19 protein-coding genes are annotated in these 23,936 nt (G+C 35.3%); all 19 read left to right on the top strand.

From position 1 onward, the window contains the following. Nucleotides 1-2,715: a hypothetical protein gene (locus tag ACTQ1L_RS04820; RefSeq protein ID WP_441365699.1), complete on the top strand. Its 2,715-nt coding sequence runs from the start codon at nt 1-3 to the stop codon at nt 2,713-2,715. A gap of 14 nt (nt 2,716-2,729) precedes the next feature. Continuing rightward, nucleotides 2,730-6,065: an SNF2-related protein gene (locus ACTQ1L_RS04815; protein ID WP_441365698.1), complete on the top strand. Its 3,336-nt coding sequence runs from the start codon at nt 2,730-2,732 to the stop codon at nt 6,063-6,065. Continuing rightward, a complete protein-coding gene (locus ACTQ1L_RS04810) occupies nt 6,058-8,532 on the top strand; it encodes a helicase-related protein (RefSeq protein ID WP_441365696.1) in 2,475 nt (824 codons plus the stop codon). Before ACTQ1L_RS04815 ends, ACTQ1L_RS04810 begins: the two co-directional genes overlap by 8 nt. Nucleotides 8,533-8,536: 4 nt before the next feature. Further along, on the top strand, nt 8,537-9,319 hold the full coding sequence (locus tag ACTQ1L_RS04805) for a hypothetical protein (protein WP_441365694.1): 783 nt from the start codon (nt 8,537-8,539) through the stop codon (nt 9,317-9,319). A gap of 3 nt (nt 9,320-9,322) precedes the next feature. Next, nucleotides 9,323-12,424, top strand: coding sequence for a hypothetical protein (locus tag ACTQ1L_RS04800; RefSeq protein WP_441365692.1), 3,102 nt, complete (start codon nt 9,323-9,325; stop codon nt 12,422-12,424). Continuing rightward, nucleotides 12,424-13,089: a hypothetical protein gene (locus ACTQ1L_RS04795; RefSeq protein WP_441365690.1), complete on the top strand. Its 666-nt coding sequence runs from the start codon at nt 12,424-12,426 to the stop codon at nt 13,087-13,089. The genes ACTQ1L_RS04800 and ACTQ1L_RS04795 overlap by 1 nt, the downstream gene beginning before the upstream one ends. A gap of 13 nt (nt 13,090-13,102) precedes the next feature. Further along, complete coding sequence (locus ACTQ1L_RS04790) at nt 13,103-14,740, top strand: leucine-rich repeat protein (protein ID WP_441365689.1); 1,638 nt, start codon at nt 13,103-13,105, stop codon at nt 14,738-14,740. Between the two features lie 27 nt (nt 14,741-14,767). Continuing rightward, nucleotides 14,768-15,937 (top strand): toxic anion resistance protein, encoded by a 1,170-nt coding sequence (locus ACTQ1L_RS04785; RefSeq protein ID WP_441365688.1) that lies wholly within the window; start codon nt 14,768-14,770, stop codon nt 15,935-15,937. 19 nt (nt 15,938-15,956) lie between these two features. Next, nucleotides 15,957-16,538, top strand: a complete 582-nt coding sequence (locus ACTQ1L_RS04780) for a rhomboid family intramembrane serine protease (protein ID WP_441365686.1) — start codon at nt 15,957-15,959, stop codon at nt 16,536-16,538. Between the two features lie 28 nt (nt 16,539-16,566). Next, entirely contained in the window at nt 16,567-16,761 is a 195-nt protein-coding gene (locus ACTQ1L_RS04775) for a hypothetical protein (protein WP_441365684.1), read from the top strand. A 234-nt stretch (nt 16,762-16,995) separates the two neighbouring features. Continuing rightward, a complete protein-coding gene (locus ACTQ1L_RS04770; protein ID WP_441365682.1) occupies nt 16,996-17,703 on the top strand; it encodes a DNA/RNA non-specific endonuclease in 708 nt (235 codons plus the stop codon). Nucleotides 17,704-17,718: 15 nt separating this feature from the next. Beyond that, the gene (locus ACTQ1L_RS04765) at nt 17,719-18,726 is read left to right on the top strand and encodes an HNH endonuclease domain-containing protein (RefSeq protein WP_441365680.1); all 1,008 of its coding nucleotides are present in this window, start codon (nt 17,719-17,721) and stop codon (nt 18,724-18,726) included. A 115-nt stretch (nt 18,727-18,841) separates the two neighbouring features. Then, a complete protein-coding gene (locus ACTQ1L_RS04760; RefSeq protein ID WP_441365678.1) occupies nt 18,842-19,234 on the top strand; it encodes a pyridoxamine 5'-phosphate oxidase family protein in 393 nt (130 codons plus the stop codon). Then, nucleotides 19,234-19,602, top strand: coding sequence for a DUF4186 domain-containing protein (locus tag ACTQ1L_RS04755; RefSeq protein ID WP_441365676.1), 369 nt, complete (start codon nt 19,234-19,236; stop codon nt 19,600-19,602). Before ACTQ1L_RS04760 ends, ACTQ1L_RS04755 begins: the two co-directional genes overlap by 1 nt. After that, nucleotides 19,602-20,075 (top strand): YaiI/YqxD family protein, encoded by a 474-nt coding sequence (locus ACTQ1L_RS04750; RefSeq protein ID WP_441365875.1) that lies wholly within the window; start codon nt 19,602-19,604, stop codon nt 20,073-20,075. The genes ACTQ1L_RS04755 and ACTQ1L_RS04750 overlap by 1 nt, the downstream gene beginning before the upstream one ends. Further along, nucleotides 20,062-20,280, top strand: coding sequence for an aspartate dehydrogenase (locus tag ACTQ1L_RS04745; RefSeq protein WP_441365873.1), 219 nt, complete (start codon nt 20,062-20,064; stop codon nt 20,278-20,280). Before ACTQ1L_RS04750 ends, ACTQ1L_RS04745 begins: the two co-directional genes overlap by 14 nt. A 1-nt stretch (nt 20,281) precedes the next feature. Beyond that, on the top strand, nt 20,282-20,623 hold the full coding sequence (locus ACTQ1L_RS04740; protein ID WP_441365674.1) for an arsenate reductase family protein: 342 nt from the start codon (nt 20,282-20,284) through the stop codon (nt 20,621-20,623). Next, entirely contained in the window at nt 20,623-21,147 is a 525-nt protein-coding gene (locus ACTQ1L_RS04735) for an O-acetyl-ADP-ribose deacetylase (RefSeq protein ID WP_441365872.1), read from the top strand. Before ACTQ1L_RS04740 ends, ACTQ1L_RS04735 begins: the two co-directional genes overlap by 1 nt. 94 nt (nt 21,148-21,241) lie before the next feature. Continuing rightward, nucleotides 21,242-23,566, top strand: coding sequence for a hypothetical protein (locus ACTQ1L_RS04730; RefSeq protein WP_441365673.1), 2,325 nt, complete (start codon nt 21,242-21,244; stop codon nt 23,564-23,566). Nucleotides 23,567-23,936 lie beyond the last annotated feature (370 nt).

Here is a 23,936-nt window from a genome sequence, read left to right as displayed (position 1 = left end):
ATGTCCTTATCAATATATACTTACAGCAATCCATATGAAATAAATAACGAACCCTTTTGGGATTCGATAAAAAACTGCGCTCATTTTTGCGTGTCACAGACGATGGTCAATGGATTGTCAGCAGTATATAGTGAGCTGAATGATGGACAATTGGCAACTGTAGAAGAACTTGTAGAAGCTTTATATCCGAATTGGTTCGATACAAAGACGTATATTGAACAGTACACGATACTGACAAATACACTGGATACAGTAACACCAAATATAGAACCGGATAGATGGAAAAAAATAAAACAGTCATTACGTTTTAACAAAAGCAGCTTACTAGATAGTATTCGGTTGATGGCTGAGATGGGACTTTCACTAAAAAATCTTAAAATAAAGAAAATAACAGAGGAACAGTTGTATCTTGTTGCGGCTTACAAAGCAATTCTTAATGGTGAGAATGCGAAAAAGTTTACTTTAAGAAGAAATTTTAGTGACAAAGAAATCGATCAAGCTGTTAAAACGGCATTAGTTGCTAAAGATGTAAGAAGAGGAAAAGAAGCAAAGTCAGTTGAAAAAATAGATTGTAATACGGTAGTGATTCATGGAATCCACCAATTTACTCCAACTATATTGTCAATGATTGAAGAGGTTGCCAAATACAAGAGGGTTGTACTTCTATTTAACTATCAGCAGCAGTACAAAGAAATCTATCAAACTTGGCTTGATGTGTATTCTTGCTTTGATTTGAACATAAAGAGTCAGTTCAATAATGAATTTATACCTTCAACGTTATTACAGGCAAGCTATAAAGGAAATGTGCTAGCAGATCAAATTGGTAAACTGGCAGATGGTACTCTAACGGAAAAGAGTAGAGTACTTAATGATATAAGTGTAATAGAATTTAATAATATTACTGAATTTTCTGCATATGTTGCTCAGATATTTGAGGATGCATCTAGAAAATATCACGAAGATGAAAATAAAAAAGGATCAGCATTATCTTATATGAGAGAACAGTTTTATTCTGCAAATAATTCAGTGAATGATATTTTGAAGGTATATTTCCCGGAACAATTTGGTGAGAGACATTTCTTGGCTTATCCGATTGGACATTTTTTTGTGGCAGTTACCAATATGTGGGATAGTGAAAATGGCGGAATTAAAATTGAGAATATGAATGATATTGCAGAGTGCTTATATTCAGGTGCTTTGTATGAGAAAATTCCAGGTTCATTGATTACAACTTTTAATTCGACTAAGAACTACTTTTCAAGAGCAACTGTTTTAGAGGGCGACAATGAATCAGAGGGGGTTATAGACCTCCTGAAGAAATTGAGAAAACAAATTTCAAAATTAAATAAGGGAAAAGCGGAATATGCAGAGCAATTAAATAGACTTGCTTATTATAATGTCGATTTAGAATCAATAGATGAATTGATTGAGGCATTGGAAACTCTTAATAAGATAACAAAATTGTTTTACGAAGATTTCGAAAATGAGAACAATAATTTTAAACATTTCTATGAGAAGATAAAAGATTTCGTAGAGACGCAAATTCTTCCGACAGCTGATGCTGAAACAGAGTTTCAAGACATTTTGCTACGACTGTTAGCTAGATTAGAAGAAGTAGAAAAAATAGAAACAACCAGCACATTTGATTGTCTAAAAGATACGATGGCATATTATCTTAAGCAAGAAAGTCAAAAAGGTGAAAGCGCAAATTGGATAGTCAGAGATTTTCAGCAAATAGATGGTGATGTACTGAAAAGTTCTACCCAGGAAGCAGATATTATTTATCATTTTGCATGCGTGTCAGACGCTGATATGAATGTTAAAAGAGAAGATCAGTTTCCGTGGCCGCTTACTATAGAGTTTTTTGAGAAAGCATATGAGCCATTAGATTGGAAATATCAAGTGTATGTTAAGTCAAGAAAGGAATATAAGCATTTTAAGAGGTATGCCCTGGTTTATGGACTAGAGTTTAATAGATGCAACTTTAAATTAAGTTATATAAAAAATGATGATGATAAGCAAAACGAGTTGTACTATATCCTTAAGTTATTAGGTGTTAAGACAGAAAGAAACATTCATAATACAGCATCAACAAAACAGAATTTAGACTTGACGGTGAATCTTGGTGTTAATAGAAGTAAATTTGTGGATTTAGATGGATTTAGAAGAAGAATCTGTGGATATCGTTTCGCTTTAGAATCATTGATAGAAGGTGGAACGATATATCAGGATAGGTTTTTACAGTCTAAATACATGGAAATAATGTTGGCAAATATTGTTCGGCGAAAACTTGAAGGACAAATTGCAACAGAAGCAATTATGAATGAAGCATTGGACGATGCAACAAGTCGTTTGAGTAGATATTTTAGGTTCTTAAATGAATCTGAAATGACAGATATAAAAACAAACACAAAAAACGCTATTATTCATCAAGCATTAAAAGATGGAAAAATTAAGCAGTTTCCAAAACTTGATGATACTGATACTGATATGATGAGAAAAAAGGAGGAATTTATATATCTTCATTTGGAGAACGAGAATCAAGAGAATGTACTACTAGGAAAATTTAATGATTTGACAGTAGCGGAGAAAAAGAAATTTCTTCCAGAAAATCTCAAAGAAGCAAATTATAGTAAAGAAGCAAATATATGGTGTCAATGGTGTGCAGTTAGAGAAAAATGTCTCGAAAGCTACAAATCATTAATTGAAATCTAATGGAGGTGAAGCGTTTGGAAAGAGGAATGTATGTCAGATGTCCTGTTGCAGACTTTGAAGATCCAAGGAACTTCATTACTGGAAAAATTATAGAAACTGACGACTTTACAGAGAATGTTAGTGTTGCATTTTTAGATCCATTTGGATTTAGAAACTACTATGAAAATATACCGGAAAAAGCTGAGTTACCATATGAGTATGTAAAAAGATGTACATTACATAGAGAGTCATATGTAATGTATAGAGGTGGTAGATATACAATTCTTTCAACGCTAAAAGAAGATGAGTGGTACTACTATTATCTGAAAGAAGAATTTACAGATAAGGTAATTAAGGTGAGAGAGGATGCTGTAGATGCGCCGTTTAATGGAGGAAGAATATCACCAGCAGAGCAGTTGAGAAGTTATGAATTTCAAAATCCAGCATGGTACTTTGGCAGAAGCATAGTAAGTAAGACAGTTAAAGTCTTAGATAATTCAGTATTTGGTTTTAAAGAGTTAGCGGGATGCAAAATATTCTTGAAAGAGCATCAATTAAAGACCATCATGAGATGTCTTCAGGAAAAGAATTGCAGAGTCATGTTAGCAGATGAAGTGGGTATGGGTAAAACTATTGAAGCAGCATCTGTATTAAAAGTATATTTACTTCATAATTCAAATAAGAAAATTCTTATAGCAGTGCCTCGTCCATTGGTTGCACAATGGAGAACTGAATTATTAATCAAGTTTGAAATAATTCCTGGACAAAATATTAACGATAATTATGTTCAGTTGATTGCAGAAGAAGATATCGAAAATCATATCAATACTCGATGGGATTTTGTTATTGCAGATGAAGCACACAAGTTGCTGGCAAATAGAAGATTATATACATATTTTCACTCATTAAGTAAGCGAACGGAGAATATTCTATTACTTTCTGCAACTCCAGTTCAGCAGAAGAAGGAAGCATATTTAGAATTACTTCAGTTGATTATGCCGGATAAGTATGATCAGTTCTCGCCTGATGATTTTCAAGCACTTGTAGATAAACAGAAAAGCATTACCAAAAGTACATATCTTGTATTACAGGACTTTGATGATTATATCGACAATATAGCAGATGCTATTGAAAATGGTGAAAATCCTTCACACAATGAAGAGTGTACAGATTTATTTGATGATGTCATAAACGGACTAAAGAGAATTTCAAAACTAATAGAAGACGATGGATTTAAGAGTATATTATCAGAGATAGATATTGATAGTGCTGATTATGGAAAAAGTGCGATTCAGGAAGCTCTGCTCTATATTTGTGAGAACTATCAGTTAGAGAAAAATATTATTCGCAATAGACGAAGGTATATGGAGGAGTATTTACCTAAGAGAACGGTAAGAGAGATTGAGTATACACTTGATCCTGATAAAAATACTTATGAGCATACTACATATCAAGCAATTGTAGATTGGATTAGTGGACAAGAAATTTCATCTGTAGATTTTGAAAAGTATTACATTCCTTTATTGACTGCTTTCTTTAGCTCTTCGTGGGCGTTTAACAAAGAGATACAGATGCAAAAGAATAAAGGTTTAGCAGTTGATCCAGATGTAGAAGAAAATGCAAAGGAATGGTTGAATGCAGAAGAATGGATGCTCAAAGAATTAGATAATGTGTTAGCAGAGCCATATAACTATTCTAGCAGGATCCTCAGTATTGTCGATTTTATTGATCAGGAAATATATGGGGAAAAGGTTGTAGTTTTTACAAACTATGCAGAGACCTTTGAAAAATATGGACATGTATTACAAACCTATTTTGGGGAGGAAAAAATCGCGCTTTTCAATAAAAATATGGATGAAGAAGAATTGGAATTAAGCATATATCGTTTCCAGAATGAGGATGAATGTAAAATACTACTCTGTGATGAAACTGGTGGTGAAGGACGAAATTTGCAAGGTGCAGACTTCGTAATCCATATTGATTTACCTTGGGATGCTAATGCTATTGAACAAAGAATTGGACGACTCGATAGATTGGGAAGGCCGGTGGACAAAGATGTTTGTTCTGTAGTTATATATGCAAAGGAAACACTAGAAGAAGAACTATATAATTTCTGGAACAAAGGACTTAATATTTTTACTAAGTCACTAAGTGGACTAGAAATTATTATGAATGAAATCAATGAGAGTATTATTCATGCAGTAACCAGCGATTTCAGATATGGAATTTCTAATGCGATATCTGAAATCATCGAGTCTTCTCAGAAGATGGAAAAAGAGGTAAGAGAGGAACAGCATTTTGATTCAGCTGCATTCATATATGCAACATTAAATCAAGAGCTGAAGAGATTATTGCGCTATTATACATCAAATGAAAATGAGTTATTTGCTAATACAATGATGGGATGGGCAAGTCTTGCAGGTCTGAAAGGTCAGTTTAATAAAGATGGAATAGTGCGATTTAATGAGAGTTCATTTTCAATTAAGTCAGCAGAGAATTCTATGTTAATTCCACCGAATTGGATGGAATATATTAATCGTACCTCAAATGCATTCTCAAGAAGAATAAGAGAATTGTACGAAGAAAGAACCGGTAAGAAGGATGCTACGGGAAGCAGAGAAATCGTTGGTACATTCAACCGTGAGATTGCAATAGAAAATGATTATCTGCATTTCTTTGCACCTGGTGATGAAGTGTTTGATTGTATTGTGGATAATGCAATGAATTCTTACAAAGGGACATGTACGGCGATTGCACTAGAGGCGGATTTCGAATGGAGAGGAATTGTTTATACATGGAACTTATATCCAAATGAACAGATACTTTTAGAAAAGGGGATTCCTCTTACCGCAATAAGGCAATATAAAAGTTATATATCAGTTGATCAGATATCAACTGCAATTAGCACACAAAAATATGAGCATGTTCCAGTAGATAAGGTATTGAAATTGCTTGAGACTATTTCAAAAGAGTCTACGTCTCATATTCAAAAGGATGTTGTTCATCTTGGACGAAGAACAGCAAAAACTGATTCTTTACATATAAAGGAAAGATATGGATGTGCAAATATAGATTGGTTTAGACAGGTTTATCCGGAAGATAAGTGGGCAAGCTTTGTATCAATTTCTATGAAAATGGCAAAGAATCAAGTAAAAGAAAAAATGAAAGCTAGCAATAATTTAAAACTAGCAGCAGCAAGCATAGAACAGACATTAAATGCGGAAGTGGCACAAGCAAAGTTCTTTGGAGTCGATGTGGGCGAAATAGAACAAAAGAAACAAACCTATGAAACCGTATTGGAAGCTTTGAGAACTACAAAAGTGGAGCTAGAGGCAGCAGCATTTGTTATGGTGAGGAAGACACATGATTAAGGAACAGATTGAAGAGTGCATACAAAAAATATTAGATAATGAATTAGGTGGAATCAGTGCTGATAATTGCCCTAAGGATGGTATTGAAAAATATAGATACATGACAGCATTCAGGTTATCAAAATTTATAAAGATGTACAGAGCTCGAAGAATATCAAAAGATGACTTGCTGATTTCACTCAGAAATTATTTGTTAGTTTTTCAGACATCAGTACATTTACCAGAGGACATAGACATTAAAGATAATCCATATGGTTTACGTACAGATTCAGAAGGGCTTTGTTATGCTACTCTAAATCTGCCTGACTATATGAATACTGATATTATTAAACAGGGATTTATGGAAGATTATATAGAACCCAAAAAGGATGAACGGTATTTCTTAGGAGTAACCCCAAACATCTATAGATTGACAGGTTTTAAAAAGTTCAAATCTATACGACAGAAGTTAGCGGTTAATGGAGCATTGAATATGCCGGAAGGTTATACAGCGTTAGTGTCGTTGCCGACAGGCGGTGGAAAAAGTTTGATTACTCAAACGATGGCATATCAAAAAAAGGATGGATTAACAATTACGGTAGTACCTACAGTATCTCTTGCAATGGATCAGGTACGAGTAGCAAAAGACAACATCAAAGTGGCTATGGAATCAGAGATTGCATGCTATTATAGTGATTTGTCTAAAGAAGAAAAAAGAAGCATTATTGATAGAATCAAGAATAGAAAGCTTAGACTGCTTTTTATTTCGCCAGAAGCATTGATTAAAAACGAAGTGTTTAAGCAAGTCATAGATGTAGCTAACGATTCTGGATATTTGAGAAATCTTATAATTGATGAGGCTCATATAGTAATTGAGTGGGGAAATTTCTTCCGTGTAGATTATCAATGCCTGGAGCCTTGGAGAAACAATCTGTATGAGAAAAACTCTAAGCTAAAGACAGTATTGCTTTCTGCAACTTATAAGAAGAATACAGTTAAGATTCTTCAGAGTATGTTCGCTACGGGAGATAAGTGGATTGAGATAAGATGTGATGCACTGAGAAGAGAACCTAGATTTGAACTTGTTACCGCTACATCTTTTAGAGATAAAAATGAGAAGACAAGAGAATTGCTGAGATGTTTACCTCGACCAATGGTTGTCTACGTAATGAGACCAGATCAAGCGGAAAAGGTTAAAGAAATGGCAGCAGAGATCGGTATCACAAATGTTGAAACATTTACTGGAAAAACAAAAGCAGATGAGCGTTCGAGGATCATTGACGAGTGGTCCGAAAATGAGTTTGATATCATTGTAGCCACATCTGCATTTGGAGTTGGTGTAGATAAAAGCGATGTAAGAACCGTATTGCATTTATATGTGCCGGATAATCCGAATGCATATTACCAGGAATTAGGTAGAGGTGGAAGAGATGGACTCCCTTGTTTGAGTGTAATGTGTGTATATCCAGATGAAGATCTGGAATCTGCATTTGTTATGACAGATAAGGTTTTAGGAAGTGACAAGATATTAGGTAGATGGGATAGTATGCTTAATAGTCATACATCTACTAGAGGAATTGATTATTGTACTTTGGATACATCAGTAAAGCCAAATTACAATAGCGTAGATTATGCCGAGGATACAAGTACGGTTGATCAAAAATGGAATATATATGTAATTCTATTATTAAGAAGATACAACCTAATAAAAATACTCGATATGGTAGTTGATCCAAAAACTCAGGTTTATTTTATTAGAGTTTCGATTTTAGATAAAAGATTGTTGCAAATTACAGATCAGACAAAAGCACTGATAGAGGAAGTACGCGCAAAAGAATGGACCAAGAATGAAAAAGATTTTAAAACCATGAGTCGTGCTGTGAAGCAAGGTAAAAGGATGTGTTGGTCTGAGATGTTCTTTAATAGTACATATAGTATGGTTTCAGAGTATTGTGCTGGCTGTGATAACCATAAAAATATTGTTGATTCAGATCCTATGAGATTTGAGTTGGTTAAAAAGGTACCAGCACCTACTCGTAAGTTTTCCGTTGAACTGGATAACATGTTTGCAAGTTCTAATGAAGCAATACTATTTTCGGATATTGATAATACCGAGTTAATAGGACGAGTGATTAATAGAGGATTTTCAACTGTCATTATTAACGATGAGGAGCAAAGCAGTTATTTTAATCTATTAAATAGTATTTCTGAATGGACGGATGTCAATTTATTAGGTATGAACGAGTTTATGCGTTTGGTAGAACATGGTGATTATTATTACTTTGCAGGAGATGCGGTAGTTTTATATGGAAATACTGAACAAGATATTTATAAAAAGCTGAGCAGATTACGAAAGACATTGGGAACGAGAGAAGTTCGTTTATTGCATGTCTTTCGAGAAGATATATATTGCAATGAAGTAAATAAAACAGTTTCATCTATAGTTGATGGACCTGTTATTGAAGAATACTTGATTGAAAGGATGTAATAATATGTTTGAAGATAGAATGAAAACTTCTGCAATACCAGAAAGAGTATATGCACTTTGCCAAGCAGTAAAAAGTCGATCAATGCAGGAAAGTGATTTGAGAGAATTGTTAGAGCCATCAGATTTGGGAGGTGCAACAAAATATTTTGGAACCGTTCGTGATGCAGCAAGACAGCTAGGATTAATATCTGTAAAAGAAGGAGAGATTTCTCTTGCTGTTGAATCAAAACAAGTAGCATCATATGACGCATTGAGAGAATATATTGTTAGCAACATTGCTGCAATCACAGATGGACTATTTTTTGAAGTATCAAAAGTGTATTTATCAATGAATGAGCAGGTTTTTAAATATAAGGCAGTGTCAGAAGCTTCACTTGTTGAACATATGTCTAAAACAATAGGAGTGCCGGTTTTTGAGGATGATATGCGTGCTTGGAGATTTTGGGCATCGTATTTAGGACTTGGAAATTTACATGACATGATACTACTGCCTAATATGCATCAATACCTAAGATCAGTGCTTGCTGTTACAAAATTAAAAAAGGGGGAAGAATATACTTTTACAGATTTCATTTTAGCGATTAAACCTTATGCAGAAATTGGATTATCAGACATTGATGGTAATAAAAAAATTAATATGGCAATGTCAAATGGATTACGAGCTCTTCATGACGAAGGCGTTATTCAGTTATCACATAAATTGGATAGTGGAGATATGTGGTTTTTATATGAAGCAGAATTACATACGATAAAATCGACAGTAACACATGTCACAGTAAGGAGGTAACGTATGAATTCGGAAATTGCAAAGAGTAGAATTGGCGAAGTGATTCGTATAGATACTGTTACAAGCACACAGGCTGACTTTTTAGCTACACATGTTCCAGTAAATAATATACATATAAGAAAAAAATGGGATAGTAAATCAGATAAAGTGATGTCTGAGGAACAAGTATTTAATAAGTATGTTTTAAATTCCGAGAATAATCATCAGTTCATTATAGTCATTGGCTCGAGTGGCGCAGGTAAGTCACATTTAATAAGATGGTTTGCAGCACGACTAGAGCAATCAGTGCCAGAGAATGAGGTTGTCCTTTTTGTTCGAAGAAGTGATAACAGTTTAAAAGGGACAATTAAACAGTTGCTTGAACTTCCAGAAGTTGCAAACATTCCTAATAAGGCTGTGTATGATAGATTGGTACGAGCAACTTCTACAATAGATAATAAAAAGCTTAGGGATATGATTTATCAGAACTTTATTGTAGAAATAAAGAATGATGAAAATGATGAAATATTAAGTAATAATGAGAAAAAGAGATTAGTTGAGCTTCTGCAATATGAACAGTTTCAGTCGAATCTTATGAGAGAAGAAGGTGCTATTGATCGTATTTATCAAAAAGTTGCAGAAAATGAGACTGGTGATAGCAGAGATGTTATGGCATTATTTGAAACATCAGACTTTGAGGTGGATGTTAATTTCTGCGATGACATGATTACTAACGGTGCTGCTAAAAATGCTATGAAAATGGCCAATGCTATACTGGCGGATGAAGAAATGCCTGAGCGATTGGCAGATTATATGAATACATTAGTAAATAAGGTTATTCAGACATGTGCAGGATTAGAGCCAGGCGATTTTGAACAGGTATTTGTTGAAATTAGAAAAGAAATTAAACGACAGGGGAAAAATCTTACATTACTTATCGAAGATGTTACTGCATTTACGGGAGTAAATGTAGCGCTGTTGAACGTATTGACAACTGAGCATACCGGAATGTATGAAAGTCAGGAGTTATGTAGGATTTCATCAATAGTTGGAACAACAGAAAAGTATTTTAACGTAAATTTTATGGATAACCATAAAGATAGAGTAACACAATTTTTCTATATTCCCAATGATGTATTTGGAGAAAATCAAGACTCTCTGTATGAATTTGTAGGAAGATATTTGAACGCAATGTCTTTGCGTGGCGATGTATTGGATGAATGGGCAAAAAATGGTGCTTCAATGAAAGAATATCCAATACATAAAGGCGAAGAAAAGGCAAATTGGGATACAGTCACGGTTGGAAAAGGAAAAGAATTATCACTATTTCCTTTTACTAAGCGAGCAATTACTAATTTATATATGTGTATTTTACAGCCTGATTATAGGACACCTAGATATTTGCTGAGAGATATTATTGAAAGAGCAATGAGAAATTATCTCTTTAAAAAGGATAGTTTCCCAGAATTTACAATCGAGAGAATCAATGATATTCCATTTGAAAGCCTCTATGTAAGTACTTATATACATCAGCATGTTGACGAAAATTCTGCTGATAGAGTAGAACGTTTTATAAGAGTATGGGGAGACGCATCTGATTTAGAGTATGAGGAAGATGGTATTAAGTATTTAGGTGGAATGCCAATTGGATTCTTTGAAGATTTAGGAGTACCTACTTTTGAAGGGCGTAAAGGTGGTAAAAAAACAATTAAGCCAACGATTAAGCCACCTGTGGGAATTGATGATGTTCCTGATAATGTACCGCCAGTTACACCACCAAACTCTACCCCTACAGTAGATCCTGCCATGGCAGATTTCTTAATGGGACAGAGAACTCTACAGATATGGATCGATGGTGGCGATTTAAATGTTGGTGCCACAACTAAGGATGTAGTGAATATCACAAAAGCACGTGATGAGATTAATAAAAGATTCTTAATATCAGCAATAAATTGGCAGGTAGAGGGTGTATCTCTTGATAATTTAAATAGAGTCAAGGGTACAAAAGATTTTATTGGTTTTGAGCGTCAGAAAAGAGCAGCAAAGAATGCACTAGTAATTTTACCGGCAGATAGAGAGACACAAGGAGTATTAGAGGCATTTTTAGCTTATGTTACTCTTGGAAATGGAAGCTGGAATTTTGATAACTCTTCAATGATGGTATACCGGGTTCAGATTTGGGTAGAAAAGTGGAAAAAAACTATTGTTGATACCGTAAATCGGTTTGAAAATCATCAAGTTGATTATCAAGATTGTGCACTTGCAACAGAGATGTATAGAGAAATACTTCAGGGAGTATTCACTGGAACAAAGGTAGAGGGAATCCCTGCAACAAACATGATGGCAAAGAACTTGAAGAAGCCGGTTCAGAATTCACATTGTTCAGAGTGGAATTCTCTTGTAAGTATGGTTCTCAATAATGATGAGAAGGTTAAAGATGTTATTACTCAGTATTACAATATTATTCAGGGTAATTTAAAATCTTCACAGGTATTTATAAGAGCAACAGAGTTTAATGCGGATGTTCGTAAAATGCAGAAGGCAAGGTTGGTTATTCCAGATGACCAGCTTATGTTGAATGATCCTATTCCACAGCGTCGAGAGATTCGAGAGATATATGAGAAAATATATACACGAATTCCAAAGGTGGCAGATGCCGAAAAAGAAAAAGCGAATAGTTTATTGAAGCAAATATCTAATTATCTGGACTATGAAGATATTGACGATGAGGATATTGAGGATCTTGTTGATAAAATCAAAGACTTTTATGAAACGGCAAGTTCTTCACTCGTCAATATTCATGGAAATATGCCAGTATTGGATGGAATCAAGAAAGATGCTAAGACCATTGCGGTTGCATTTGGAGAAGTTGAAAAAGGAATCGATAGTGGTGATGCATTAGATGTGTTACTTATGTTCTCAAAAGACCCACTATCCAAGTTAGAACGTTTACTTGTGGTACTGCAGACGGTTCAGAAAGATGTGGAGTATGTTGCCAGGGACATTGCAAAGAGAAAAGAAAATATCTTTGTAGACAATGGTGGAGACTTAAGTGCAAGATACGAGGAGTCGCGTAAAAAGATTGAAGCTGATAGCAGATTAGTTGCAGATTGGAAGGTGAAGTAATGCTGATAGATTTGTTAGATCAGAGTATCATCGCAATGAAGGAGATACATGAGCTGGAGAAGTCTTCAAATGATGTTCAAAAGCAAGAAAAAAATGACAAGATATATTCCACAGCAGTAAGTGAGAGCCATTTTATTGTACAAGCAGTTTCTAATAGTATGTTACAGCTAGATTTCTCTGTTTCGCCAGAAACAAAAAGCAGAGTCATTGGACTTTTAAAATCATCAAGTGACGCAGTAGCATGTGGAATGGTACAGGAATCAACAGCAAATTACATACAGAAAGAAGTTTTGGCAATCAAGAAATCTATTTTACAGGAATGGTCTGAACATTACCACAAGATAGCGGAACAAAAAGTTAACATGTTACAGACTGTTAAGGGAATTGCCCCAGAGAGAGAAAAAGTGGATTATGCTACTAATAAAATTAAAATGGGTGCATCCTGGGAGTTTAAGCAAGACAATCTGGATAAGATGAAAAAAGGGTTGCAGGAAGCAGATGAAATTATTGATAACTTGGGACTTGGCGATGATGGACCTCAAATCATAGAATTTCTCAAGAAGGTAGCAGATGGAAAAGCAAGTGTTCATGATCTGACTCCAGTAGTATTGAGTTGGCTGACAGATAAAAATATGACAACAAAACTTGCGGTTAGCTTTAAGTAAAGGAATGAATTAAATGGATTACAACGATACATATGCAGGTGAGTTCTCCTATCATAACATTACTCGAAGTCAAATATCTATTGATAAATATAATGGGCAAAGCAATCGAGTAGAGATTCCTGAAAAAATTTCAGGACAAGAGGTTATTGAGATTGGAGAGGGAGCATTTTCGGACAATTTAATATTAGAACATGTTCAATTGCCTGATTCGGTAACAGCGATTAAGGATAATGCTTATTATGGATGCCGTAATCTAAAGATTGTTCATTTTGGAATTGGTATAAAAAGCATAGGCGATAATGCATTTGCTGAATGTGAATCGTTGCAAACCATACAGATTCGTTCAAAATTAGATTATTTAGGAAAAAATGCATTTACGTTATCAGGTATTGAAACAGTAGAAATTGCATTTATACAGAATTGGCAAGAAGAAAGCTTTGCGCTATGCAGTAGATTAGTATCTGTATCTGTGAAAAAAGCGACCCTCATACCAGATAAATGTTTTATGCATGATATCTATTTGGAAACAGTTAAATTTGAAGAGGAGCCAGAGATAGCTAAATCGGCATTCAAAGACTGTAGAAGATTTAGCAAATTGGAAATTGAAGAGTGGAGTTTTTCGGATAGTTCGAATAAGGTTCACTTAGATGAAATGGTTTTAAAGAAGCGTCGACCATATTTTAGAGTCAGGATAGCACTAAAGAATCAACTAGGATTGGAGAGTGATGTTGTAATGGATAAAGCGAGAAAATTATATAAGTATATTGCAGAGCACTCTGGAATGGATAGACAGATTTCAAGTGTTATACCAGATGGAGTCGTTACCACTATTATGAATGGTAAACTACCCTTATTTCCACATGAAGATTTAGGGATAGCCATTGATGAAAATGAATTGATACATTATGTGGATCATTCGATTCTTTATAAGGAAGTTGGCAATGACCAGTATCTTTCTACAAAAGGAAAAGTATATCTTTTTTCAAATAAGTTAGGATTTTATGGCGGAAGTGATGTGTTTGAGGTGCTCATTGATGATATTGCAGCAGTATTAGAGTATGATGGCACACCAAAGATTCTTGAAATACTTACTGAAAATGCTAATTATTATATTTCAGTTCCAAATACAGAAATCTTGTTCAAAGCATTGCAGAACATAGAAAACTTAACAGATAGTAGTGAAGTTGATTATGTACAGACAGGGACAACGTTAGAGGAGATGATTGAAGGAGCAGATCTTGATTCATATATTTTCTATTTCGAAGATGTTCAGCATAGTCAAATAGACGAAGAGATGCAAAATCAAATAGGCATTCTCATAGAGAAGATGCACAAGCTTAGTGCAGCATTGGAAAAATATCCAGATAAAGTTGAAGGCACCCATAGATTTTCGTCGTATTATTTGCCTGAAACACTGAGATTAATTTTTTCATACCAGCAATATTTATATGCTGGAGTATCAAAAGATAAGATTGATAAGGTTTATGATAAGGTTATGGAATCAATTGAGACGGTTATAGTTGCAGTTGAACACAAGATTGATAATATTTATCAGGTGGCAACTATGGATACAGTTGCTAAAGCAAATGCCTTACAAAAAATCATGGGACAAGATGGATATACAAAGGGTGACGGCCCGCTAAAGCACTAATGTGTGAATTGAGAGGAGAGACTAACTATGGAAGATCAAACAAAACCAACATTGACACTGAATCCAGATGAAGAAAAGAAAACAGATATTTTACAGGGAACCATGCCTGTAAGACAAACCGTTCAGCCAGTTGTACAAGCACAGAGTGAGTACAGTGCAGGATCTATTGATGAAAGTATGCTTAGTAGCGATGAGAAAGAAATGGTCGAGCAGTTTGCAAATGAGATTGATATTTCTAATGCAAAGCAGGTTATTCAGTATGGCTCGAGTGCACAAAAAAGCATTTCTGATTTTTCTATTAATATACTTGGAAAAGTTAAAACTAGTGAATTGGGAGATGTGGGTGATGCACTAAAGGAGTTAACTGTTGCTTTAGATGCGACAACAGAACCAGAAAAGAAAGGTTTCTTAGGAATATTTCAGAAAGCAAAAAGAGGAATAGATTCTATTAAGGCTAATTATGCAAAAGCAGAAACAAATGTGTCCAGAATTGAGAAAGATCTAGAAAAGCATCAAGTTGTACTGACACAGGATGTAGAAATGTTTGAGCAGATGTACGATTTGAATTTGAAATATTTTAAAGAACTTACAATGTATATAATTGCAGGTAAAAAAGCGTTGGATAAGGCAAGAGGTGAACAACTTGAAGTTTTACGTCAGAAAGCTGAAATGACTCAGATGCAGGAAGATGTTGAAAACTACAATAAGTATGTAAATCTGTGTAATCGTTTTGAGAAGAAGTTACATGATTTGGAACTTACTAGAGTAATTGCTATGCAGGTAGCTCCACAGATCAGATTATTGCAGGACAATGACCAAGAAATGTTAGAAAAGATTCAGTCCTCGTTGATTAACACCATACCACTTTGGAGACATCAAATGGTATTGGCTCTTGGTATTGAACATACACAGCGTGCTTTATCTGCACAGAACATGATAACGGAGAAAACAAATGAGTTATTGACAAAAAATGCAGAGACATTAAAAGTGGCTACTGTGGAAACAGCAAAAGAAGCAGAGCGTTCAGTCGTAGATATTGCAACGTTAAAGAGATGTAACCAACAGCTCATTTCATCTATTAATGAAGTTGTAAAAATACATGAACAAGGAGCAAAGAAACGTCAGGACGCTGAGGTAGAACTTGTAAAAGTCGAAGAAGAATTAAAGCGTGCATTGCTGGAGGCAGGAAGCAGATAAGTTGGGAGTGTGATTACGGATGAAGAAAAAAATAAGAATAACATTCAATTCCCCAGTGGTACTCTGCTTTGTTATGATTTGTTTTTTGGCAACATTGTTAAATTATCTTACAGGTGGAAAAAGTAATCAGGTCGTGTTTATGACATATCATTCATCATTATTTTCACCTCTTACCTATGTAAGGCTTTTTACACATGTTTTTGGACATGAGGGATGGCAACATTTTATCGGGAATATGGCATACATTTTGTTGCTGGGTCCAATGCTAGAGGAAAAACATGGTGCTCTAAAAATGATAGAAGTAATTGTTGTAACGGCGTTGGTGACCGGCGTTGTGAACTATGTCTTTTTTTGGAATACAGCTCTATGTGGAGCAAGTGGTGTGGTGTTTGCATTTATCTTAATGTCGTCATTCACAAGTTTCCGAGAGGGTGAAATTCCGATTACATTCATACTTGTTGCTGTGATTTATCTGGGACAGCAAATCTATGAGGGGATTGTATTACAAGATAACATTTCTAATATGGCGCATATTTTAGGCGGTGTTGTTGGTGGAATTCTTGGATTCTCACTTAATAAGAAATCAAAATATGGAATATGAAGTGTTGGACAGAAGAAGGTGAAGTTATATGAGGATAGAAAACAATTATGAATACAATTCAATAGAACTGTATTTTGACGGAAAGCCGGATGAGATGACGAGAGAAACACTTAAGATGTTTAAGTGGAAATGGAATCCTAAAAAGTTTTGTTGGTACAATAAAAATACCACAGAAAATATGGTATTAGCGGAATCTTTGAATAGTAGTGCTGAAGAGATGTGAGCAAAAAAAATACCTGATTCCTATGCAGAAAAGTATAATAAAGAGGAACCGAAGGATTCAGCATATTTAAGTAATCTTGTGGATAGCCTATTTAAGGAAAGTGCTGCGCAGGAAGAGAAAACTTTGAAAGTGTCAGAACATATGGAGAAAAAGCCGAAGCGAGTTGAAAAAAAGATTATTGACATTGATGACGATAATTTTGAATTGGATCTTTAATAAAGTGAGATGTGTCAGATGAATCGAAAGAAAATAATTTTATCTATTCTTCTTGGTATTATTGCAATCAGTGCAATGATAATCAGCGATAAATTATACAAAGAAAAAAATCAATCTTTGATTGTAGAATCTCACGAAGAATTTGAAATTCCAAAGTATACCGGACTTCCATATGTACAAATTAATGGGAATAAGCCGTATTGGGATACATCTGAGATTACTACAGAAGTCTATGAGACATATAGTGAATTAGATGAGTTAGGTCGATGTGGGGTGGCATATGCTAACATTTGCATAGATCTTATGCCAACAGCTGAAAGAGAAGAAATTGGAATGATAAAGCCAACTGGTTGGCATACAATAAAATATCCAGAAGTCATAGAAGATTGTTATTTATATAATCGTTGTCACCTTATTGGTTATCAACTTGCGGGAGAAAATGCAAACGAGAAAAATTTGATTACTGGTACCCGCTATATGAATATAGAAGGTATGTTGCCTTTTGAAAATGAGGTTGCAACTTATGTTAAGAAGTCTGGTAATCATGTAATGTATAGAGTTACTCCGATTTTTGAAGGAGAAAATTTATTGGCTAGTGGTGTATTGATGGAAGCGTATTCTGTTGAAGATGCCGGAGCTGGAGTATGTTTTTGTGCATATGTATTTAATGTTCAGCCAGGTATAGAAATTGATTATACTACCGGCGACAGTAAAAGAGCAAATTAGGAAAGGATATCGCTTATGGCAGGGTGGAACCTAAAAAATGGAACAATAACTGAATATGACGTAAGCGAAGATCGAATTTGGTCACTCTTCAATTTTGTGTTTTCAGACGCATGTAAAAAGAGAAATACATATAAATTTGGGTTAATAAAGGCACTGCTTGATAGCGCATTTAGTGGAGAAATAACACAAGCTGGTATCAGATATAGCTATGAGGAATTATTCAGTCGCTTTACATACAATTACTGGAATCTGGTTGTGAAATATAATTTGCGGCAGATGAGAAAAGATGGTAAGTCAGAATACTCTCGGGTCGAACTGATTTTAAAATCAGCGCTTGTAGAGGATTCGATATTGGGCAATTTGGAATTTGATGCTGTAGAGCCTAGAAAAAAGGATGCTGTGATCAAGCAAATTACTGCTGAATGCAAACGGTACGTGATCGGCGCGTTATATGATGATTTTGATGGAATAATATATTCTTTTGACTCGAAAAAAGCTGAATTGGTGCTTAATCCTTGTGTATATGATTTTATGCTGAAATATAAGGCTGAGCTAGAAAAGCTGAATTATTATGCATGGGCACGGTTTCTTGAACAGATTAATGATGATAATGTTTTGATTCGAGTGATAGATAAGCTTGAATTAGCAACACCAAAGAGGGAAGACCTGTCTATATATCGAGAGATATTGAGAAAGGAATTTGAAGAGAATACCTGTTTCTACTGTGGAAAGAAGCTTGGAAAAGTGACACATGTGGATCATTTCATTCCGTGGTCTTTTGTGAAAGATGATAAATTATGGAATTTTGTTCTATCGTGTGCATCATGTAATGAGCGAAAGAGTAACAAGCTTCCGGACAGGAATTTTCTTATTAAAATAGAAAAACGTAACAAGAACATTCAAGTTGTGGATAACATAGTTGTACAAAAAGACTTTGAGGGATATTCGCAGGATTTATTAAATAGAATGTGGCATTATGCAAGAATTAGTGGATTGAAGGACTGGTCAGGTAGTCAGCATTGAAGCAATTGATAGGTTGAATCAGTACTTTAAGGAAAATAGCCTATAATAAAATCTATAAGAGGACGAGTTTCAGAATTTTTGATTTAATCAAATAAGACGACAGGAGGATTATATCATGGAACGAGTAGTAAAATTTTTAAAAGATGCAGAAACATATTATTTAGCAACAGTTGATGGAGACCAGCCAAGAGTAAGACCTTTTGGAACTGCTCACATTTTTGAAGGAAAACTTTATATACAGACAGGTAAGGTGAAGGATGTGTCAAGGCAACTACATGCCAATCCAAAGGCTGAAATATGTGCATTTAAGAATGGTGAGTGGCTTCGTGTAGCTGGCGAACTTATCCCAGATGACCGCAGAGAAGCAAGACAGTCTATGCTTGACGCATATCCATCACTGCAGAAGATGTATTCTGCAGATGATGGTAATACAGAGGTGTTTTATTTTAAAAATGCAACCGCTACATTTTCATCATTTACACATGAACCGGAAGTAGAGAAGTTCTAATGACTAAAGATGAGTGGTATAAACAACTGTTTGAAAGACTTGGTAATTCCAAGTTCCGAAGTGGTTTTCATTTGAAACAGAAAGATATTGATTACATAAATGACAAGGGACTTGATACCATCAGACAACATGCAAGAGACTTTATTGCAAAAAGGGAAGCCCCGGCAGTTATCCCGAATGATGGAAAGCAGACTCCGACCAAGGGGCATCCGGTATTTATTGCTCAACATGCGACTGCAACTTGTTGTAGGGAGTGCATACGGAAGTGGCATAAAATGCAACCCGGCAAGGAATTGAGCCAAGTGCAGCAGGAGTATCTTGTGGATGTAATCATGACTTGGATTCAAAAAGAACTGGAGAGAAAATGATGCGGATATTTGTAGATGCAGATGCGTGTCCGGTTGTGGACATTGTCGAGTCGATTGCTGAAAAATACAATATTCCAGTTACGTTACTTTGTGACACAAACCACGTGTTATATTCAGATTACAGTGATGTGATAGTGATTGGAGCAGGAGCGGATGCAGTAGATTATAAGTTGATTAGCATTTGTCATAAGGATGATGTTGTGGTATCTCAGGATTATGGAGTTGCAGCTATGGCTCTTGGCAAAGGGGCGTATGCAATTCATCAATCCGGCAAGTGGTATACGAATGAAAATATTGACCAGATGTTAATGGAGAGGCACCTTAATAAGAAAGCAAGACGAGGCTCTCACAAGAATCATGTTAAGGGACCGAAAAAGCGGACGGAAGAAGATGATAAACGCTTTGCACAGTCATTTGAAAAGCTTGTATTGATGGTGCAGGCGAAAGAAGGTGGACATGATGGAACTGTTTAAAAAGAAAATAGTAACACAGTCTTATGATATGGAAAATAAGAAACCGGTAATCAAAGCAAGTATCTGTAATGGTGAGCAGGTTGCAGGTTTTAAAGATATCCATACAGGGAAGATAGAAGAGGTAATGCTGATAAAGAGCCCGTCAGATCTTGAAAAATTTAAGACCATGTATGGAATAAATGAAGAAATAACAAAGGAATATTGATATGAATATACAGATATTTGGAACAAAGAAATGTAATGATACAAGGAAAGCAGAACGCTTCTTCAAGGAGCGTGGCATTAAATATCAGTTTATTGATATGAAAGAAAAAGGTATGAGTAAGGGGGAGTTTACTTCTGTTGCACAGACTAATGGCGGTCTTGAAAATATGATTAACTGGGATGGCAAGGACAAGGATTTACTGGCACTTATCAAGTATATAGCAGATGAGGATAAACTACAAAAAGTGCTTGATAATCCGCAGGTGATTAAGACACCAGTAGTCAGAAATGGGAAAAAGTCTACTCTCGGTTATCAGCCAGAGATCTGGAAAGGATGGCAATAATGTATTTAATAAAGACGCTAAAAGGTGACATTACTCAAATAACAGACGTGCAGGCAATTGTAAATGCTGCGAATAACTCTCTACTCGGTGGTGGCGGTGTTGATGGTGCAATACATCGTGCAGCAGGGCCGGAGCTTTTAGCAGAGTGCAGGACACTTCATGGTTGTGAGACTGGTCAGGCAAAGATTACAAAAGCATATAATCTACCATGCGATTATGTGATACATACTGTGGGTCCGATTTGGAATGGTGGCAAAAGTAAGGAAGAGGAACTTCTTGCAAGTTGTTATTTTAATTCTATGAAGTTGGCAATGGATAATGAAATCCGAGCAATTGCATTTCCATCTATATCCACAGGAGTGTATAGTTTTCCAGTAAAACTGGCGGCTAAGATTGCTGTTCGAACAGTTAATAGATTTTTGCAGGATAATCCAGATAGTTTTGACTTGGTGGAATGGGTATTATTTGATTCAAATACAGAGTTAGTCTATGAAGCTGAGGTAGATAAAATATACGACGAATAATGTTTTATATCTGTTGAATAACGAAAGTGTATATTTCTGAAAGGTGGTTGACAAAATGCAGAATATCAGTGTATCAGTGATTGATAAGTCTCAGATGGCAAGATTGGATATAGAACAATCACTGTTTGATTTAAACAATAGAATAGAAGCAATGAAAAGTGAAGCAGATCAGTTCGATTATTTTGTCGCTGTTTCTTCAGGTGTTTTGTGTGGACTAATGGATATTCTGTGGGTGGGTGAGTTTAGTCTTGTCAGAGGAAGAGAATTAACGGATAAGGAAGTTGGAGAATTCGTAAAAAGGGTTGCCAAAGTATTGGGATGTAAGGATGATGGTCTTAAGGGATCGGTTGCATTTCTTGAGAAGATGTTTCCGCTTGCAGCAGATGGAAATACATCTGATTTTGGTGGTGGATTGCAGCATCATTTAAGGGATTTTGCACATCATCCAACTATTGTAGGACTAATTTTTTCTGTTTTAACACAGTTTACCGGTATGTCTTACGGTACAGATACATTAGGAAATTTTATAGTAGTTCCGGTACCGGAGAAGAGCAAACAGTTTATCGGTAAGGATATTCCCGATAAATTATTAAAGGGAACTGTCATATGGTTTTTTCATCTGGTCAGTGATATTGCAGGTTCAAGCTCTACTGCAGGGCTGTCTGGTGGAACAGGTATACCAGGACCGATACTAGCGATGGCAAAGGAAATGTCTGCTCTACCAATATTTCAGAAGATGACAATTAAGGATGAGCCATTATCAAAATTTCTGTCAAAGTTGTTTAATGGTACTTTTTTTGCACAGCATGATGAAGCTGGAAGGATTATAAAGGGTACAGAAATCAAGTTAGACTTTAGAGGAGAACTAGGAGCGGTAGTAGAGCTTGGAAGACAGTCTATCCCTGTTATGGCGAATGAATGTATTGTGCGTACTTTCTATTTTATAAGACGCTTTATTACAGAAATTAAGGGAAAATCTCCTAAAAACTTTGATGATATAAGGTCCCTTGATTGGGAGAAAGTAAAACCATTTGGAAATGCTACGATTAGTAGGATGCTTGCAATTGCAACAGGAGTATTTACAACAATTGATGTGACAGAAGCTATTGCTACACAGAAATATTTTGTTTCAGTTAATTTTATTGGTGTAGGCAGGTTTACGGTTGCTCTTGGGAATGAAATGGTTAACTATTTCAAGATAAGAGATGTAAAAGCGATTCGAGATATGTATGAGAAAATCGATAAGAATACATATACAAGGACTAATGAAGCAATTTATGAAAGGTTGGGAGAATCGATGGATTATGAAAAATTTGGTTTGTCGTTAGAACAGACAGAGATTCTATATAATCTGGAATTATATAAAACCATAAATGATATGGAAAGTACAGTGAATCCGGTCATGAAGGGAAAGATTATATCTTTAAAAAGTGATTGGATTGATGAATGGAAAGAATATATGTCATTGGGATTTTCTGGGTTTATTGAAAAAGAAAATGTTATCCTTCACTGGTATTCAGAGGAAGAATTGGAAGAAAAAATTAAAGAACAGAACCCTGCAGGCATATGGTTTCGCTTAGTATTATTGGAAACAATGCTATTTGAACCATATTATCCATTGTCACTCGAAAAAGACAAAAAGGGAAATGATGTTCCAAGTAAAAAATATAAGGAACTGCAACTACAAATTAATGGTTACAACAAATCCCGTGGTGACAAATATTTGGAAGAAAACTTTGGAAGTAAATACTATCAGTCGGGGTATATAAAGAGACTGAGGAAAACCTACGATAAAATAACAAGAGAAATGAGTGAAGTGTTAAAGACAGCGATTACGGGTATTGTAGTAGCGGCTGGAATTACCATCGCGGTTGTTGTGACAGCAGGAGCATTTGCACCGACAATTGCAGTTGCACTTGTTGGTTCAAGTTTTCCAGGATTAAGTGGTGCAGCATTAACAAATGCATGTTTGGCATATCTTGGCGGTGGTGCAATAGCAGCTGGAGGACTGGGAATGGCTGGTGGCACAATGGCTATTGTGGGTGGTGGTGCCATACTTGGTGCCGGAGTCGGGATAGGAGCAGGCGGAGCAGTATCAGCAGTTGGACTTATGGGTAAGAAAACAACGATTTCACAGTCTGCAAAGCTGATGGTATCTGTAAGGGAAATCTTCTTAAATGATGAAAAGGATGTAGAATATTCCAATACTATATATGAGCAGTATGTAAGGAATATTGCAAGTATCGAAAAAGATCTTGTCGAGCTGAAACTGAAGGAGAATGTTGCTTCCAGGGAAGAAAAAAAACAGCTAAAGGTTCAGATAAAAAATATGGAAGAATCTGTTCACGTAATGAAGATTGCGATGAAGAGCATGAATAAGTATAACAGTGCTTTTGTAGTCGGGATGGAAGTACAGTAAATCCGATAATAAAGACCTAAAAGCTGTAAGAGCATATTTGGAAATATATAAAGTTTATTTGCTGGAAACATGATATTAGCAGATATCATATATTATAGACTAGGCGTTTAAACAAAAATTATATGGATAGACAAAACAGAAAAGCGATATGTGAATCAATATGAATAAATATGAACGAATATGGCTTGACAAATAAAACAATTTATATTATGATTTAATGTAAGAATCGGACAAGATGGAAAGTCTCATGGTAAATGCTGTGGGAATAAAAGATATCAGGACGGTGTACGTAAATCGAATAGTATTGGAAATAGGATTATTCTAGGGAATAGTCTATAAGTGTAATTATTTTCAGTTAGATTTCTATTGG

Origin of the sequence: Agathobacter sp. LCP21S3_B2, from assembly GCF_052118705.1 — a bacterium.
Taxonomy (GTDB): domain Bacteria; phylum Bacillota; class Clostridia; order Lachnospirales; family Lachnospiraceae; genus Roseburia.
Note: the sequence above shows the minus strand (reverse complement) of the source record. Positions and strands in the feature narration are given on the sequence as shown.

Excerpts from the sequence above, each read along its gene's own strand:
- ACTQ1L_RS04820 (WP_441365699.1), top strand. The coding sequence starts at position 1 with ATGTCCTTATCAATATATACTTACAGCAATCCATATGAAATAAATAAC.
- ACTQ1L_RS04810 (WP_441365696.1), top strand. The coding sequence starts at position 6,058 with ATGATTAAGGAACAGATTGAAGAGTGCATACAAAAAATATTAGATAAT.
- ACTQ1L_RS04805 (WP_441365694.1), top strand. The coding sequence starts at position 8,537 with ATGTTTGAAGATAGAATGAAAACTTCTGCAATACCAGAAAGAGTATAT.
- ACTQ1L_RS04800 (WP_441365692.1), top strand. The coding sequence starts at position 9,323 with ATGAATTCGGAAATTGCAAAGAGTAGAATTGGCGAAGTGATTCGTATA.
- ACTQ1L_RS04795 (WP_441365690.1), top strand. The coding sequence starts at position 12,424 with ATGCTGATAGATTTGTTAGATCAGAGTATCATCGCAATGAAGGAGATA.
- ACTQ1L_RS04790 (WP_441365689.1), top strand. The coding sequence starts at position 13,103 with ATGGATTACAACGATACATATGCAGGTGAGTTCTCCTATCATAACATT.
- ACTQ1L_RS04785 (WP_441365688.1), top strand. The coding sequence starts at position 14,768 with ATGGAAGATCAAACAAAACCAACATTGACACTGAATCCAGATGAAGAA.
- ACTQ1L_RS04780 (WP_441365686.1), top strand. The coding sequence starts at position 15,957 with ATGAAGAAAAAAATAAGAATAACATTCAATTCCCCAGTGGTACTCTGC.
- ACTQ1L_RS04775 (WP_441365684.1), top strand. The coding sequence starts at position 16,567 with ATGAGGATAGAAAACAATTATGAATACAATTCAATAGAACTGTATTTT.
- ACTQ1L_RS04770 (WP_441365682.1), top strand. The coding sequence starts at position 16,996 with ATGAATCGAAAGAAAATAATTTTATCTATTCTTCTTGGTATTATTGCA.
- ACTQ1L_RS04765 (WP_441365680.1), top strand. The coding sequence starts at position 17,719 with ATGGCAGGGTGGAACCTAAAAAATGGAACAATAACTGAATATGACGTA.
- ACTQ1L_RS04760 (WP_441365678.1), top strand. The coding sequence starts at position 18,842 with ATGGAACGAGTAGTAAAATTTTTAAAAGATGCAGAAACATATTATTTA.
- ACTQ1L_RS04755 (WP_441365676.1), top strand. The coding sequence starts at position 19,234 with ATGACTAAAGATGAGTGGTATAAACAACTGTTTGAAAGACTTGGTAAT.
- ACTQ1L_RS04750 (WP_441365875.1), top strand. The coding sequence starts at position 19,602 with ATGCGGATATTTGTAGATGCAGATGCGTGTCCGGTTGTGGACATTGTC.
- ACTQ1L_RS04745 (WP_441365873.1), top strand. The coding sequence starts at position 20,062 with ATGGAACTGTTTAAAAAGAAAATAGTAACACAGTCTTATGATATGGAA.
- ACTQ1L_RS04740 (WP_441365674.1), top strand. The coding sequence starts at position 20,282 with ATGAATATACAGATATTTGGAACAAAGAAATGTAATGATACAAGGAAA.
- ACTQ1L_RS04735 (WP_441365872.1), top strand. The coding sequence starts at position 20,623 with ATGTATTTAATAAAGACGCTAAAAGGTGACATTACTCAAATAACAGAC.
- ACTQ1L_RS04730 (WP_441365673.1), top strand. The coding sequence starts at position 21,242 with ATGGCAAGATTGGATATAGAACAATCACTGTTTGATTTAAACAATAGA.